The sequence below is a fragment of the Reichenbachiella sp. genome (assembly GCF_033344935.1).
In the GTDB taxonomy this organism is placed as follows: domain Bacteria; phylum Bacteroidota; class Bacteroidia; order Cytophagales; family Cyclobacteriaceae; genus Reichenbachiella.
The window spans coordinates 2,171,954-2,187,744 of the sequence record NZ_JAWPMM010000001.1 but is presented as its reverse complement, the minus strand read 5'-3'; the positions used below and the strand labels follow the sequence as shown (position 1 = coordinate 2,187,744).

At 40.2% G+C, this 15,791-nt stretch carries 12 protein-coding genes; 3 read left to right on the top strand and 9 right to left on the bottom strand.

Translation table 11 applies throughout. The features are described from left to right. Positions 1-10: 10 nt before the first annotated feature. The 7 genes from R8N23_RS09425 to R8N23_RS09395 all read right to left on the bottom strand — a co-directional run bounded on the left by R8N23_RS09425 (position 11) and on the right by R8N23_RS09395 (position 7,418). The gene (locus R8N23_RS09425; protein WP_318171341.1) at positions 11-187 is read right to left on the bottom strand and encodes a type II toxin-antitoxin system RelE/ParE family toxin; all 177 of its coding nucleotides are present in this window, start codon (positions 185-187) and stop codon (positions 11-13) included. A gap of 96 nt (positions 188-283) precedes the next feature. Beyond that, a complete protein-coding gene (locus R8N23_RS09420; protein WP_318171340.1) occupies positions 284-466 on the bottom strand; it encodes a hypothetical protein in 183 nt (60 codons plus the stop codon). Positions 467-549: 83 nt separating this feature from the next. Then, the gene (locus R8N23_RS09415) at positions 550-1,134 is read right to left on the bottom strand and encodes a hypothetical protein (RefSeq protein ID WP_318171339.1); all 585 of its coding nucleotides are present in this window, start codon (positions 1,132-1,134) and stop codon (positions 550-552) included. Positions 1,135-1,171: 37 nt separating this feature from the next. Beyond that, complete coding sequence (gene ccsA / locus R8N23_RS09410; RefSeq protein WP_318171338.1) at positions 1,172-4,306, bottom strand: cytochrome c biogenesis protein; 3,135 nt, start codon at positions 4,304-4,306, stop codon at positions 1,172-1,174. A gap of 29 nt (positions 4,307-4,335) precedes the next feature. After that, on the bottom strand, positions 4,336-5,847 hold the full coding sequence (nrfA, locus tag R8N23_RS09405; protein WP_318171337.1) for an ammonia-forming cytochrome c nitrite reductase: 1,512 nt from the start codon (positions 5,845-5,847) through the stop codon (positions 4,336-4,338). A gap of 6 nt (positions 5,848-5,853) precedes the next feature. Next, positions 5,854-6,441, bottom strand: a complete 588-nt coding sequence (gene nrfH / locus R8N23_RS09400; protein WP_318171336.1) for a cytochrome c nitrite reductase small subunit — start codon at positions 6,439-6,441, stop codon at positions 5,854-5,856. A gap of 92 nt (positions 6,442-6,533) precedes the next feature. After that, positions 6,534-7,418: a DMT family transporter gene (locus tag R8N23_RS09395; protein ID WP_318171335.1), complete on the bottom strand. Its 885-nt coding sequence runs from the start codon at positions 7,416-7,418 to the stop codon at positions 6,534-6,536. Between the two features lie 221 nt (positions 7,419-7,639). Between R8N23_RS09395 and R8N23_RS09390 the strand changes: the two genes are divergently transcribed. The 3 genes from R8N23_RS09390 (at position 7,640) to R8N23_RS09380 (ending at position 12,002) form a co-directional block, all read left to right on the top strand. Then, positions 7,640-9,253 carry a PAS domain S-box protein gene (locus R8N23_RS09390; protein WP_318171334.1) on the top strand — a complete coding sequence of 538 codons (1,614 nt, stop codon included), beginning with the start codon at positions 7,640-7,642 and terminating at the stop codon, positions 9,251-9,253. A 30-nt stretch (positions 9,254-9,283) separates the two neighbouring features. Further along, positions 9,284-10,660 (top strand): TlpA disulfide reductase family protein, encoded by a 1,377-nt coding sequence (locus R8N23_RS09385; RefSeq protein WP_318171333.1) that lies wholly within the window; start codon positions 9,284-9,286, stop codon positions 10,658-10,660. A 211-nt stretch (positions 10,661-10,871) separates the two neighbouring features. Beyond that, complete coding sequence (locus tag R8N23_RS09380) at positions 10,872-12,002, top strand: carboxypeptidase-like regulatory domain-containing protein (RefSeq protein WP_318171332.1); 1,131 nt, start codon at positions 10,872-10,874, stop codon at positions 12,000-12,002. Positions 12,003-12,081: 79 nt separating this feature from the next. Here the strand turns inward: R8N23_RS09380 and dnaN are convergent, their stop codons facing one another. After that, the gene (gene dnaN / locus R8N23_RS09375) at positions 12,082-13,209 is read right to left on the bottom strand and encodes a DNA polymerase III subunit beta (protein WP_318171331.1); all 1,128 of its coding nucleotides are present in this window, start codon (positions 13,207-13,209) and stop codon (positions 12,082-12,084) included. 139 nt (positions 13,210-13,348) lie between these two features. Beyond that, positions 13,349-15,736 (bottom strand): heavy metal translocating P-type ATPase, encoded by a 2,388-nt coding sequence (locus tag R8N23_RS09370; protein WP_318171330.1) that lies wholly within the window; start codon positions 15,734-15,736, stop codon positions 13,349-13,351. Positions 15,737-15,791 lie beyond the last annotated feature (55 nt).

The window sequence follows — 15,791 nt, the reverse complement described above, 5'->3', positions numbered from 1 at the left end:
GCCGTTGAGTCTAATCTATAAGTTTGGCTCCGTGAACTATTCTAACAACCACGATCAACTCTTCATCATAGATTCTGTACACAATTCTGTATTTGCCTAATATCAATTCGCGAAGCTGTTCACTGTTGAACTCAGGTACTTTTCTGCCTAATTGAGGGAAGTCAACTAACCGTTCTATTACGATCAATTACACGATTTGAAAATTCCTGGGCATATCTGGGAGAGTCAATAGAGATATAATCAGTGATTGAATTAAGATCTTCCCAAGCTAAATCAGAAAACCTTATTTCGACCATTTAGACTTCATTCGGTCTTTAACCTCGCTAAGGGGGATGGATTTCCCATTATTCACATCCTCCAAACCCTTTTCTATTTTGTCTATAAACAAAAGCCGATCCATTAGCTCTTCCGTAGAAAACTCATTAGGTAGTGATTCCAAAGTCTCAATTACTTGCGTCTTGTTCATATGATAAAGATATTGAATTTTAGATTCGCATTACAAATGCTAAACAAGATAAGATCGCAATGCAATTGCGACCAAGCGAAAGCCTATTTATTTTCAGTGATAATGCTATCTAAATATAACAATTCTCCATCAGCACTGAGTGCATAAACAAATGACCCATACGCAATTTCGCCTCCTGTATGAACTTTAGCCCATCTTGTATAACTATCTTTTCTAATCCATATAGGGTATGAATACTTTCGCTGAACTCCAAACCTTGAATCTAGTTTTGGATTATTGTCCAACTGAGTTTTGGTAACATCCCATTCTATATGCTCTTTGATTTTTTGATATGTATGTATGTTAGAAATTGGCATATATATCAAAATTGAAAGGAAAGCCAATCCGAAAATCACTAAAATGTCTAACCTTGATCCGGCAAAGGGAAATATTTCAATAGTATCAAACCAACTTGAATCCGTATCAATACCACGTTTGTCAGAATTTATTTCAGGTGTCTTAATGAGAAAATACCTTACAAAAAGAGCTACATAAAATAGAACTGTTCCAACCGGAATAAAAACTGCAAATATCATGGAGCCTCCATTTAAAAGGTATATCAATCCAATACCCCAAACAATTATAGAAATAGAGATTATTAATCCATGATAGTCCTTGATTATCCTCATATCAAAATATTGAGCTCAATTCTGATTTTTTAAAAGACTACCCCTTCTGATACCTCCTCTTCGCAAAATAAGCCCAAGCACAAATCCCCAAAATGATTGCTACAGTATAGTACACAAAAGTAGGAATCGGAAGCGGATCACCTTTGGCGTAAGAGTGCAATCCCGACAAGTAATAGTTTACCCCAAACGAGGTCATGATGATCGAGAAAAATGCGATCACACTAGCGGTATTGAACACGTAGGTGTCGTTCAATTTTGGAATCAAACGCAGGTGAAGCACGGTGGCATAGACAATCACAGAGATCAGTGCCCAGGTCTCTTTCGGGTCCCAACCCCAGTAGCGTCCCCAGGATTCATTGGCCCACACGCCACCCAAAAAGGTGCCTATCGCCAATAAGAACAAACCAATGGTCATAGACATCTCGTTGATGTAAGTCATCTCCTTGATGCTGATGTCGATTTTTACATTTTTCTTTTTATCCACGATCATAAAGATCAAAGTCATTAGACCCAATAGTGCAGATAAGCCCAGCGGCGCATAGCTACTCACGATAATCGCTACATGAATTTTGAGCCAGTAGGATTTTAGTACAGGCACTAAATTTGTGATCTCAGGGTTCAACCAATCCAGGAAGGCCACAAATAGCAGCGTTCCCGAAAACAGTGCACCTAAAGGCACTACAAAATTAGATTTCTTGTAAAAGACAAAAGCAAAGAAAAGCAAGCCCCATCCTACCAGGATGATCATCTCGTAGCCATTACTCCATGGCGCATGACCCGAAGCATACCATCTCAAGCCCAAGTTGAAGGTAAGCGCGAGAAACTGTACGAAAACTAATCCGGTGAGTATTTTACTGGTGAGGTTGATACCTTTGGATTCGCCTTTGAATATTTTCAATATGGCCACTACGAGTAGCGCTATACCGGACAACCACAAATAACCGAACAATCGGTTGAACAATTTGAGTTTGTTGTACAGCAGTTCTGCTTTGATGATACCTTCCTCTGGCATCACATCTGCGCCTTTAATGTCCTGGTATTTTTTGATGTAACCCAATACCTCATCGGCCTTCGACCAGTCCTTCTCTCGAACAGACTCCATGATACTCTGGTAGTACATCGGCATGATACGACGCACGAAAGTAGAATCTTCACCAGAGAAGGTCTGTCCTTCGAAGTTGCCAGTGTACCAAGTGTTGGCTGGGTCGCCTTCTTTAGGGAACAGCTTCAGGTAGTTGCCCGTCAGGCCTTGGAAGTAGACATTGAATCTTTCGTCTACTTTGATCAATTCTTTGTCGAAAGCATTCTGAACGGCTGGTTTCTTACGGCTCGCCACATCCACCATATCGGTCAGTAGATAATTTCCTTCTTTGTCCAGAAAGTCGATGAAAGAATAATATTCACTTTCTCTTTTTCCAATCACCTCTACAATTTCTTTTCCGCCGTCGTTATCTACTTTGATGATTGGCACTTGCTGCCAAACCAATGGATTGACATGCATCATCAAGAACACCTGATCGCTATTGAGTTTAGAAGTATAGTCTCCATCGCTCACCGTGAAAGTAGATCTACCATGCACTTTCCTCAAAAATTCCGACCCTAAGGTATTGATCGGTTTGATCCGGCCATCCATGTCCTGTACCATCAATTCGCCATAAAGAGAAGCATGATCAATGTTCACTTCATTCGTCAGCAGTGATTGCTGATAGTTGAATTTGCTATGACCTTCTTCCTGCGCAACAGCGGTTCCTAGTCCTAAGCTGGCCAACAATACTGTAGCTACTGCTTTTTTTGCTTTCAATGCATTCAATTGTTTGTTGATAATTTGAAAACGTGAATGCTTGCCAAACAAAGTCAATAGCATGCCTAATGTCATTAAAGTGTATCCTAGATAGGTAATGTTAGTTCCCCAAAAATCTTGGTTTACTGAAAGCACTGTTCCTAAAGCATCCGTATCATAAGAGGCTTGGAAGAATCTGTATCCTTTATGATCGAGCACATTGTTCATGTAAATACGATATGGGAAAGACGAGTCTTCATCTATCACCGTGACCTCACTGGCAAAAGAGGAAGGACTGGTAGAACCCGGATATCTATCCAATTGAAAATCTCTCAACTCGATTGAAAAAGGGATTTCAATAGGCTTTGGCCCATAGCTAATATCTAAGTGGTATTCGCCAATTTCCAAATGCTGCTCTTCGCTGAAGTTGCCATCGAACGAACTCAACAAGATTTCCTGTGATCGGTCATCAGATTTGATTTTCACAAAAAGCAAATCATCGAGCATTTTGCCTTTTTCCTGATCTTTAGCAGGCAAATACACAATCGAGCTTTTCTCATATACCTCTGGTATTACAAACTGTGTATTTTCTCCACGGTACAAAGCTCGCGTCTGCAATGGCATCAAGGAGTCTGCGGGTAACGTACCTGCATTTTGCGTAGCCATCACCATAAATGTCATTTCGAATGGCGATTGAATAAATAGCTCCTCCCCTTTACTAAAGATATTGATTGCGCCATCTACCGGACGGTCGAACGTTACGGGATAGTTATTTATCAATAAAGCACCTCCTGAAGCCAGGAATAGATTCTCACGACCTTCGCCTGAAGTGGTCACTAGTTTCAAAACCGTGGAGCCATTTTCAGATTCGATCACTTGCTGTTCTGCCTGAGGTACGAAGGCTTTAGGTTCGATCTCGATTTCGTCGTTAGCACCCATATTCACAACCAAATCCGGTTGTTTGAAAACAGATAAGTTGAGCTTCTGCTCAAATTTCTCTACTTCATCCCCTTTTTTGGCTTCAATCATCAGGTATCGATCTTGCGAAACGATTTTGTTTGTAGAATCTCCTTCGCGGATATGCATCAATCCCTCGAAACTGGCATAACGTGTCACAAAAGCGCCAATCAGAATAACTATGAATGCAACATGAAAAGTGAAAATCGCCAACTTCTCTTTGCGGTAAAGTTTATACCTCCAGATATTACCCAAGAAGTTAACCGCTAGTAAAATCATGATGGCCTCAAACCACCAGGCTTTGTAGATGATAGATAGCACCGCTTGCGTGCCGAAGTCATTTTCTAAGAAAGTGGCGTATGCCATTGTAAAAGCATAAGCAACAAGTAGCACTGTTGTCAGTTTGTTTGAAAACAGCGGCTTTAAAAATTTCAATACCATTATATCAGATTCCTCTCCTCAACTCAATCGTTTAATGAAACTGTTTTGACTCCCATTTTGTCTTCTCGCTGCTTGGCTTCTTCTAGCCACTGAGGAATGATGGTCTCTTTGAAATTTTCTTTCTCTTTTTCCAATGCTTCCATGTCTAGTCCTATATAGTCCTGAGCTTTCGCTTTAGTAGAAATGTCAGGCATCTCCACTATTTCGTTGTAGCCCATAGAGGACAGCAGTCGAGCCAACTTTAACCGCCCATTTTGGGCAATATGAATGGCGGAAGCTACGATGCGGCTCACTTCTACGGGAGCATGAAATGACCCACCGTGAGAAGCAACTGCATAATCCCAGCGCCACTGTGCATGTCGAATATCCATGAGAATATCCTCCATATCTTCTTGCGTAGCACCAAGCTCCCAAGCCTTGCCAGCTTCTACGTGCAAAAGTACTAACTGTTGCTCTAGCACGTCCACATTGGATTTTATTTTTTTCTGCCTTTCGTACACATCGCCTACTAGATCAGACTTCTCTTGTCGGTGACAGACCTGACAGGAATTGGTCACGTTGTCCAATGGAGAGCGAATATGATGATCGGTAAATTTCTGTCCACCCTCGGTTTTATATGGCATGTGACAATCGGCACAAGAAACTCCACGCTTAGCATGCACCCCTGTTTTATAGAGTTCATAGCCCGGATGCTGTGCTTTGAGCATGGGTGCCTTACTGATGGCATGTGTCCAATCAGCAAAGTCCATGTCGTCGTAGTACTGCTCGGCTGCTTCTACGGTCATCCCATTTTTCCATGGAAAGACCAAGTAAGGAATTCCTTCTTTGCCAGGAATTTTCTTATTGAAATAGTACTCGACGTGGCATTGTGCACAAACCAAAGAACGCATCTCTTGGTAGGAAGCCTTATTAATGTCTTTGCCTTGTGCCTCGAAAGCTTCTATCAAAGCCGGACGAGTAATTCTTAGACTCATAGTCTTAGGATTATGACAATCCGCACAACCAATGGCGTTATTTACTTCTGCCCCTTTGTCATACCATTTCCCCTTGTAGAATTCATCGATCCCCATTTCGTTCATCAGTCTTGGAATGTCAGGACTCTTACATGTCCAGCACGTAGCTGGCATGGGACCGGTACCTGGTTCTGTAGGCCCACCAGTCCTTAATGTATTTTGAATATCCTCAACCGCATAGTAGTGCCCTCGAGGTGCATTATAGTCTTTAGAAAAACCATAACCCGCCCAAAGCACAACCAGATTTGGGTCTTTATCCAGCATATCAGTCATCCTGCTGCCGTTTTGATAGCTGGCAAATGAAGTGTCTGCAGTTTGTAAAAAGGACTGGTACTGGCGAGGAAAGTTTTCTCCCCATACTCTATTGCGAGGTTCATTTTCACCGATGACCACTTGAGGGGCATAAGCAAATTTAGACTCAGCTTTTCGGTTCATGATACTGTTGGCCAGCATACTTAATAAGAAAGCAACTACAGCTGTAGCTGCAAACAATAACCAGAGACGTATTTTTGGTTTAGACATAGTCGATTACTTTTTCAGTTGATCTTTGATCCAAGATGGAATAAATTCTTTTTGCTGCTGCTTGATAGAGAGTGGTTCCACATTGAGCTCCACAGAGGACAGGCTTTTTACTCTTCCATGCGGGGTATCACGGTGGCATTCCCAGCACCTTCTACCAAAACGGCTTTCTTCATGACTCGCTACCCAGTCCGTCATTTTAGCATCTGTCACTTGACCAGCGTGACATCTAATACAGTTATTTTGAACTACATGCTCACTAGGCTTTCTCATGGTGATGGCCTGAGGTTCGGCCCGAAGTGTATATACTGAAGCATGATACAAGCCATCCTTTGCTTTGAAATAATATTTATTAAAAACATTATCATGAGGCACATGACAGTCATTGCAGGTAGCTACATTGCGGTGGGCACTATGATTCCAGGTGACGTATTCGGTAGTCATCACATGACAGTTGATGCAGGTAGCTGGATCGTCCGATAGATATGAAACTGCCTTTGAAAGGTGAAGGACATAAAATCCCAGACCAACAATCAAACCAACTAAAACCGTTACTGGTAATAGCCATTCATCAGGAGGCAATAATTTTCGAAGCATTTAGGCTTTTTGGTAATTATTAATACCTAAATATACACCCAATTGAGAAAAATTATCAAACTGAATTAATGACAAATATCAGTTTTTAGATGTCAATCTTTTTTCGTAACAAAGAATACTCCGACTAACACCAATATCGTCCCAAACCATTGTGCCCAATGCATGGTCTCACCCAAGAAATAACTCGCCAATAAAATCGTAGAAATAGGGCCAAAACTTGCCACTATAGCAAAGCTTGGTGCTCCAATCATCTTGATCGAGTAGGACACCAGATACGAAGGAATAACCGTCGACAAAACCGCCATGGCAAAACCTAATCCATATACCTCCATTGGATAATTCATCAAATCAAAATTCCCAACCCAACTATAATGAACTAAGACGCATAGGCAGGAAACAATCATGGCATACGAAGTAAAAACCGTTGCACCTATTTTGGGAATCAACCATCCACTACCAGCGATATAAGAAGCATAAGTTATTGCGCTTAAGAAGATCAATCCGCCTCCTATGAACAGACCTTTTCCTTCCAAAGAGAATTCGAGTGAGAAGGCAAGCACCACACCAAGGTAGGTCAGCCCGATCGCCAGCATCTGACGTTTGGTAATTAGCTTCTTGAAAAATATTCTGGATATAAGAAGAACAATTGTGGGATAAACAAATAAGATGATTCGCTCCAAGCTTGCTTTAATAAACTGCAATCCGATAAAATCAAAGAGGCTTGCTAAGTAGTACCCTACTACTCCAAGCCCTATAATCCATAAATAGATCTTAGGCTTCATGACCTTCGGGTCTTTCGGGCGTTTGACAAAAGCGATCACTAGGTATAATGGTAGCGCAAATAACATGCGCAAAAGCAGCAGCGATACCGCATCAACATCATACTGGTAAGCCAGCTTTACCATTACTGCCTTAGCAGAAAATAGCACCACGCCAAGCAAGGCAAGCACAACTCCAAGTACTCTTGATTTGTTCATTTTGATTGGGTTAGAATTAGGTCTGCGAATCTATCATTTTTACCCCTTTTTGAAAGGTTTAAAGGGATGAAAAAATAAAATAGTTTTTTACCACTGATAATCAGCCAGTTACGATAAAAATATTCAAGCTTAGTTTAAAGTTTTTTTTGAATTCTTGGCTGGGATTTTCTTTTGCTATAGATTAGGCTTGAGAAAGAAAGGTTAGATTAAATAAATGCGAAATGTACATCCACCTGTACCAGTTTCGCAGAGTAGCATTTATGGAGATACAGAGTACTGTGAGTGCTCTGCTCGGTATGTTAATACTAGGGAGCGGAGTATACTCAATTTATCAAGGCGCGTGGAGCCGACGATTCAAGCAGCGCATACCACCTAACAAAAAATTACTTCAGGAAAACAAAAACCTGAAGTTCATGCTTAGGCAAGCACAGCAGGAAGTTAAAATCGGCAGTTGGGAATGGAATACCCGAACCAATGAAGTTTATTGGTCGGATGAGATGTATACTATTTTTGACATCCCCAAAGATCAGGGACCTAACATTGATCATCTTCGAAAGCAAATATTCGAAGAGGACAGACCGATGTTTGACCAGTCTATGAGAGATCATTTGAATGGTCGAGTTTCAAGAAGAATGGAATACCGCATTCGAACGCAGTCTGGTGACATCAAGTATATTGCCGCTACAGGAAGAGCCATCTTTGATAAAGACAAAAAACCAAATAGTCTTTTCGGAACTGCACAAGACATTACTACTCAAAAAGAAATTTCAAAATCACTTTTTCAAGAGAAGAAAAAGTATCATTTGCTGGCAGACAGTTTACCGGTAGCTATTTTCAGATCTAATGTCAAAGGTGAGCTACTGTTTGTCAATCAGGCCATGGTAGATATGTTTGGTTTTGAATCCGAAGAAGAACTTCTTAGGCAGAATTGTTTTGCGCTGTACGCCAACCCCGTAGATAGAGAAGAACTTTTGGACGAGCTAAATGAGAGTGGTAAGCTTACAGATTATCAGATGACTTTCCAGCGTAATGACGGTACAACATTTATAGGAGAGCAAAACTCTTTAATTGAAGGAAACGAGCTACACGGGATTGTACAGGATATTACTGAACGCGTCGAAAGCGAAAAAGAAAAATCTAACCTTATTGAAACATTGAAAGGTCAGAATAAAGATTTGGAAGAATTTGCTTTCATTATTTCTCATAATCTCAGAAGCCCACTCTCGAATATGATGGGGCTTACAAAGATTTTTGACAAGTCTTCAGTCACCTCTGACAATCTCGAAATTCTAAACTTAATCGAGCAAAGCACCGTTAATCTCGACCAGATAATAAAAGACCTGAATCAAACATTAACCGTACGAGAAGGACAGAAAAAACTTCGTGAAGTCATCGACCTCTACCCTATGGTTCATGATATTTTAGTGACATTCAAGAATGTAATTGAAGACAACAACATTCAGATAGAATTTGATATCATGCCAGATGCCCAGTTGAAATCTGTCCATGACTTCATTAAAAACATACTCTCCTATCTCGTTGATAATGCTATCAAATTCAGACGGTCGGATGTACAGCCAAAGGTGAAAATTAGTTTTGAGGAGACTAGTGACAAATACGTACTTTCGATTTGTGACAATGGTATCGGGATAGACCTAGAAGCGGATGAAAATAGACTCTTCCTCATTTATGAAAAACTAGATGGCAAGATGGATGGCAGAGGCTTAGGTCTGTACTTGGTTAAAAATCATGTCAATGCCTTAAATGGCAAAATCAAAGTAGAAAGTCAACTGCACCAAGGATCTAAATTTATTATTGAGCTACCTAAAGAATAGTTAACTTGGTATAAACAAACCACATTACCCATGTCAAAAAAACTCAAAAAACTCCACTCATTTTATATAGCCGCCCTGCTACTTGTTTCTGCCGCTTGCCAGCCTACTGACAAAATTGATTACGTACTTCTTTCTGGTGTCATCACAAATACTGATGGCTCCTATGTTACCGTTAAAGGCAATGATTATTCGTATGATATTGATCTGAATGAAGAAGGTACTTTTTCAGACACCTTGAGACTTAAAAGAGGATTTTATCTCTTTTATTCTGGTAGAGAAAGAACCAATATCTTCTTGGATAACGGGTTTGATGTAAAGCTCTCCTTAGATCAACCTATGTTCGATGAAACACTAGTTTTCAATGGAGAAGGGAAAGGCTCCAACATCAATAACTACCTGGCCAACAAAGCGCGCTTGGACGAAGAGCTGACTGTTGATTTTCAGACCTTGTTCTCAAAAGAAGAATCAGATTTTATCTCTACTTTGCAAAACTGGGATTCAAAAATGAAGGAACTTCTCTCCACTTCACAAATCAAGGATAAGGATTTCGTTGAATTGGAGAATAGAAATCTAGGGTATGAATATCAAACGCAATTCATCAATTACGAATACTATCACCAATACGCAACGAAAGACTTCGAATTTAAAGCATCTGCGGACTTCAACCAGAATATAACTACAGTAGATGTAAACAATGAAAGTGATTTCAATAGCCTAAGAAATTACAAAAGTTTGCTACAAAGTCATTTTGGTTATATGATTCAGCATGGTCAAATAGACGAGGCCTTTGCAGCTATAAGAAACATCAGTTCCTCTACAATCCAGCAAGGACTACTACCAAGCTTCGTCTACGATGTAGAAGCAGGCAACGAAGATGCTGAAGCCATTTACAACGGTATTGTTTCTATTAGTACAGATAGCGCTATTGTTGCTAAGCTTAGCGACAAAATAGAAAAAATCAGAAAACTGCAGGTGGGCATGCCCTCACCTTCTTTTGCGTACCAAAGCATTAATGGAGAAACAGTTGGTTTACAAGATCTAAATGGGAAATACCTATATGTTGATGTTTGGGCTACCTGGTGCGGGCCTTGTTTGAGAGAAATTCCTGCATTAAAGCAATTGGAAAGCGACTACCACAATGCTCCAATCGAGTTTGTTAGTATTTCAATTGATACGGAGAAAGATTTTGAAAAATGGCAAAATATGGTCGCGGACAAGGATCTTAAAGGCGTACAGTTATTCGCTGATAGTGATTGGCAGTCTGACTTTGTAAAAGCTTATGCTATTGATGGCATTCCAAGGTTTATAATCATTGATCCAGAAGGCAACATTGTAGACCCAAATGCTCCTCGCCCATCGGATCCTCAGACAAGAAGTCTATTTGATAGGTTTGCTGTAAAATCCTAGTTTTTATATAATTCCATGAAATTATGGAATTATTACAATACTCTATAAGTGCAATTTCGACGAATGGCAGCTTTAGATGTGACCAATAAATACTAGAAATAGTATAATATTGACTAAATTAGCTACTCCATTCACCAGCTATCGGATTGGTATTATTCTAATAATCAGCTACGAAAGATTTTAAATTATTAGATATTAAGATACTACTAACATGAAGCGATTGGTTCTATTATCCGTATTGCTACTGATAGCGATCGGATCACAAGCCAACCTTCCTAACCTAGATGAAGGGACTTCTTTAAAAGTTTCCGGCAAAGTCATTGATCAGTCGACTAACCAGCCGCTGGCTTTTGCAAACATCATATATAATCATACAGGCACAACGACAAATCTTCAGGGGGAGTTTGTATTTCAGATCAATTATCATCGAGCTGAAAATATGCTCTTTATCAAATTTATAGGCTATGAAACCGCTGCCATTCCATTAGATACTGACAACACTAACCTGTCCATAGTGCTTAAACCTAAGGCAGAAATGCTTGAAGAAGTGGTGGTAGTAACTGCAGATCAGGTACTGGAAGATGTAAACAACCATCATCAGATCAACTATGAATATTCTGACCAATTGCTCTCCTCCTACTACAAAGAAACGCTCAGTACAGATAAGGATTGTATCTATTTGGCTGAAGGCATTTTTGATATTTATTACCCCACGATATACAGTAAAGAAAAGCCAACAATCCATGCGCGCAAAACACGAAAGAAAACATTTGCCTTGCTTGACACCTTAGAGATGCCTTTGATTAATGGGCACGCTACTGATATGATTGATGGTATCACAAGAAGAACGGACAGCTTCATTAAAAAGGAAAAATTAGATCATTACACTTTTACTAAAGAGGGTCTGACGTGGTATGATGGAAAAGAAGTTTTTCAAATCAACTTTGAACCAAAAACTAAAAAAGCAGATTGCAGAGGAATCATTTACATTGATGCTGAATCTAAAGCAGTCATTCGAACCGAATATGAACCGCTGCTGGAAGGTCAAACTTTCTGGAAGAAAGTAAAATGGACAGAGGAATATAAGGAAGTAAACAATAGCTGGTATATCCATCGCGTTTCCTACTTAGGTGAGTGGGATCAGCATGGAGAAGCGGTCACATTTGAAGCATTGTTGGTTGTAACTGACTTTGAAACTATCACCGACAAACCTCAACTTTCGGAAGCACTTTCAAAAAGTGACATCTTCTTCCACCAGGCCTCTACGTTTTCTGAGAATTTCTGGGAAGACTTCAACTACATCAAGCTGAACGAAAAAGAGAAATTGGCATTGGGCAATTAACTTGCCTTATTTTCGGAGTATAAAAAAAGTCCCGATTTTCATCAGGACTTTTTTTTATTTCTTGTAAATGATGCTCTCGTTAGGCCGAGTAGTTGCTCAACATCACTGGCATTACGAGCATCAACAAATCTTCGTTATCATCTTTGTCAACTGGGAAGATCAATCCGGCCTTATTTGGTTCTGAAAACTTCATAGAAACCTGAGTTGAATCTATGTTAGCTAACATCTCAATCAAGAATTTACCATTGAACCCTATTTCAATGTCAGCTCCATTGTGATCGCATGATAACCTTTCGTTAGCCTCATTTGAGAAATCTAAATCCTCAGATGAAATCACTAATTCGCTACCTGTGATCTTCAACCTTACCTGATGCGTAGTTTTGTTGGCATAAATCGCAATACGCTTCAACGATCCCAACAACTCTGTTCTGTCAATGATCATTTCATTGTCGTTGTTGGCAGGAATTACGTTTTCGTAATCAGGGAAACGTTCATCGATCAATCGACAAACCATGTGAATACCGTCGAACTTAAAAAAAGCATTCGCTACGTTGTACTGCACATTCACGTTGGTATTGCTACTTGGTAAAGTAGACTTTAGCAAGGTCAATGCTTTTCTAGGAATGATCATGCTTGCTCCATTGTCCGAAGCAATATCTACTCTTCTGTATCTAATCAAACGATGTCCATCCGTAGCTACGAAAGTGGTATTCGTTTCTGACAAGTTCAAATAGACTCCTGTCATGGCAGGTCTAAGTTCATCACTACTGGTTGCCAGAATAGTATTGTTAATAGCATTGCCCAAAACGTCAGAAGAGATGTTCACATCATTTCCATCAGACACGTTTGGCACCTTAGGGAAATCAGTAGCATTCTCTCCGGCCAATTTATATCGACCGTTATCAGAATTGATTTCGATGCTATAAGTTTCTTCGTCAATACTAAAAGTAACTGGCTGCTCTGGAAGATTTCTCAGCGTCTCTAATAATATTTTTGATGGTACGGCTATACTACCATTTTCCTTAGCTTCTACTTCCAGCTCAGTGATCATAGAAGTTTGCAAGTCAGAGGCAGTTATGGTCAGTTTACCATCATTGATTTCAAACAGGAAGTTTTCCAAAATTGGAACTACAGGATTGGTAGTGATTACGCCATTGATGGCGGATAACTGTTTGAGTAGGTAAGAGGAAGAAACTATAAATTTCATTCGCTAGTCTATATTTAAGTTTGTAGATTCAGAAATTGCATGGAGCAAAGCCACCCCAAAATTCAGCCAAAGTTAATGATAAAATGCTAATAAAAAACTACTGACTTTTCTTAGCTATTTCAATACCTGAAAATTGATTTCAGCTGATTTTCAAAGTCCTCAAACGAAGTGCGTTTGTTATGACAGAAACTGAACTAAAACTCATGGCTACGGCTGCTATCATCGGTGATAAAAGTATACCAAAAAACGGATACAAAGCTCCTGCCGCTAGCGGCACACCAAGTCCATTATAGGCTAGCGCGAAAAACAGATTTTGTTTGATGTTGCTCATGACCGATTCGCTCAATGCCTTGGCTTTTACAATTCCATGTAAATCACCTTTGACCAAAGTAATCGCTGCACTTTCGATAGCTACATCTGTACCGGTCCCCATCGCAATTCCCACATCAGCCAGAGCCAATGCCGGGGCATCATTGATCCCATCACCCGCCATGGCCACTACTCTACCAGCTTCTTTGAGTTTTGCTACACGGTTCATTTTATCCTCTGGCAAGCACTCTGCGACTACTTCATCTAATTCCAGGTCATCTGCGACCGCCTGAGCCGTCAGTGCATTATCACCTGTCATCATGATAATCTTTATTCCCTTTTCTTTTAATTCCTGAATCGCTTGTCGTGAAGTGTTCTTTATTTGATCGCTGAGTATGATTAAACCCACCAGTTTAGAATTAAATACCAGATAAGAAACTGTTTTTCCCAATTCTTGTTGTTTCATAGCTAGTTCATTTATCTCGTTGGTGAAATTCACTCCCTGATTCTCAAACAGCCTTTTATTTCCTATCAAAACCTCTGCCCCTTCTACGTTGGCCTTCACGCCTTGACCAGTAATAGATTCGAAATTGTCGATTCTGATTAATTCTATTTCTTTTTCATTCGCATATCTGACCGTGGCCTCCGCCAATGGGTGCTCGCTTTGTTGATTGACTGAGGCCATCAGGCTAATCAATTTTTCTTGGTCAAAATCAAAAGCGATTACCTGCTCCACCGAAGGTTTTCCCTCAGTTACCGTCCCAGTTTTGTCTATAATCAAGGTATTCACTTGATTCATTTTTTCTAATGAAGCCGCTTCTTTGATCAAAACGCCTAATTCTGCTCCTTTACCTACGCCTACCATCACAGACATCGGTGTCGCCAAACCCAAAGCACATGGACAGGCTATAATTAACACCGCAATGGCATTCACCAAAGCATAAACCATAGATGGCTCTGGGCCAAAAACTAACCAAACCAAAAAAGTAATGATAGATACTGCCACCACTGCAGGTACAAAATAGCTTGATATCTTATCCGCTAGTTTCTGAATAGGCGCTCGACTTCTGCTCGCCTGCTTCACCATCCCAATGATTTGAGCTAACAAAGTATCCGCTCCCACCTTATTTGCTTTCATTAGAAAGGACTGTTTGCCATTGACTGTTCCGGCGCTTACATGATCTTTCATTGTTTTATGAACAGGAACCGACTCGCCTGTAATCATAGACTCGTCGATGATACTTTCTCCTTCAATAATTTCACCGTCGACTGGAATTTTATCGCCTGGCTTTACACGCAGGATATCTCCGACTCGAATTTGGTCAATGGAAATCTCCAATTCCTTGCCTTGCTCTACTTTAATGGCTTTATTGGGGGCTAGCTGAAGCAGTTGCTTCACTGCGCTATTCGTTTTTCTATGTGCTCGTACCTCCAACAATTGCCCTAGTAGCACTAAAGTTAAAATAACAGCTGCGGACTCAAAGTACATATGAATACTACCTGATGCTGTTCTAAAATGATCAGGAAACACTTGTGGAAATAGCAATCCGAACAAGCTAAATAACCAGGCCACTCCTGCTCCTATTCCGATTAAGGTAAACATATTATACATCCCAGATCTAATGGAGGCATATGCTCTTTGAAAAAACATCCAGGTCGCATAAAATACCACAGGAATAGAGAGTATCAATTGCACCCAATTCCAATACATCACTGGCATCCATTCAAACAATGGATTGCCAGGTATCATTTCAGACATGGCTATGATAAAAATAGGAATAGTAAAAGCCGTAGCTACTCTAAATTTCCTTAACAAATCCTGATATGATTTGTCCTCCTCTGATTCGTTAGCATTTTCCGAAGAGACTTCAGGCACCAGATCCATCCCGCAAACTGGACAATGACCGGGCTTTGCATAAGTCTTGTCGCCTTCACAATGCATCGGACAGTAATACACACCGCCTGCACCTATAGATGGTAACGGCGCCAGTTTCTTTTCTTCTACTTTGTGATCTTCTGGATAAATGTCGTACTGAGAATCGGCTAAGACATTTTGAAAAGAAGAAAGCGGTATATGCTCAGACATTTCGATTTCTACTTTGCCTTCTTTGAGACTCACTTCCACATCATCTACATGAGGAATCTTAGACAACGATTCTTCTACGTGCGATTTGCATCCATTGCACGATAAGCCAGTAACTTGATAAGTGTGTTTCATTGTAGTTAACCTAAATATAAGAATTACAAAGTTCTACACTTACCGCATGAAGCGT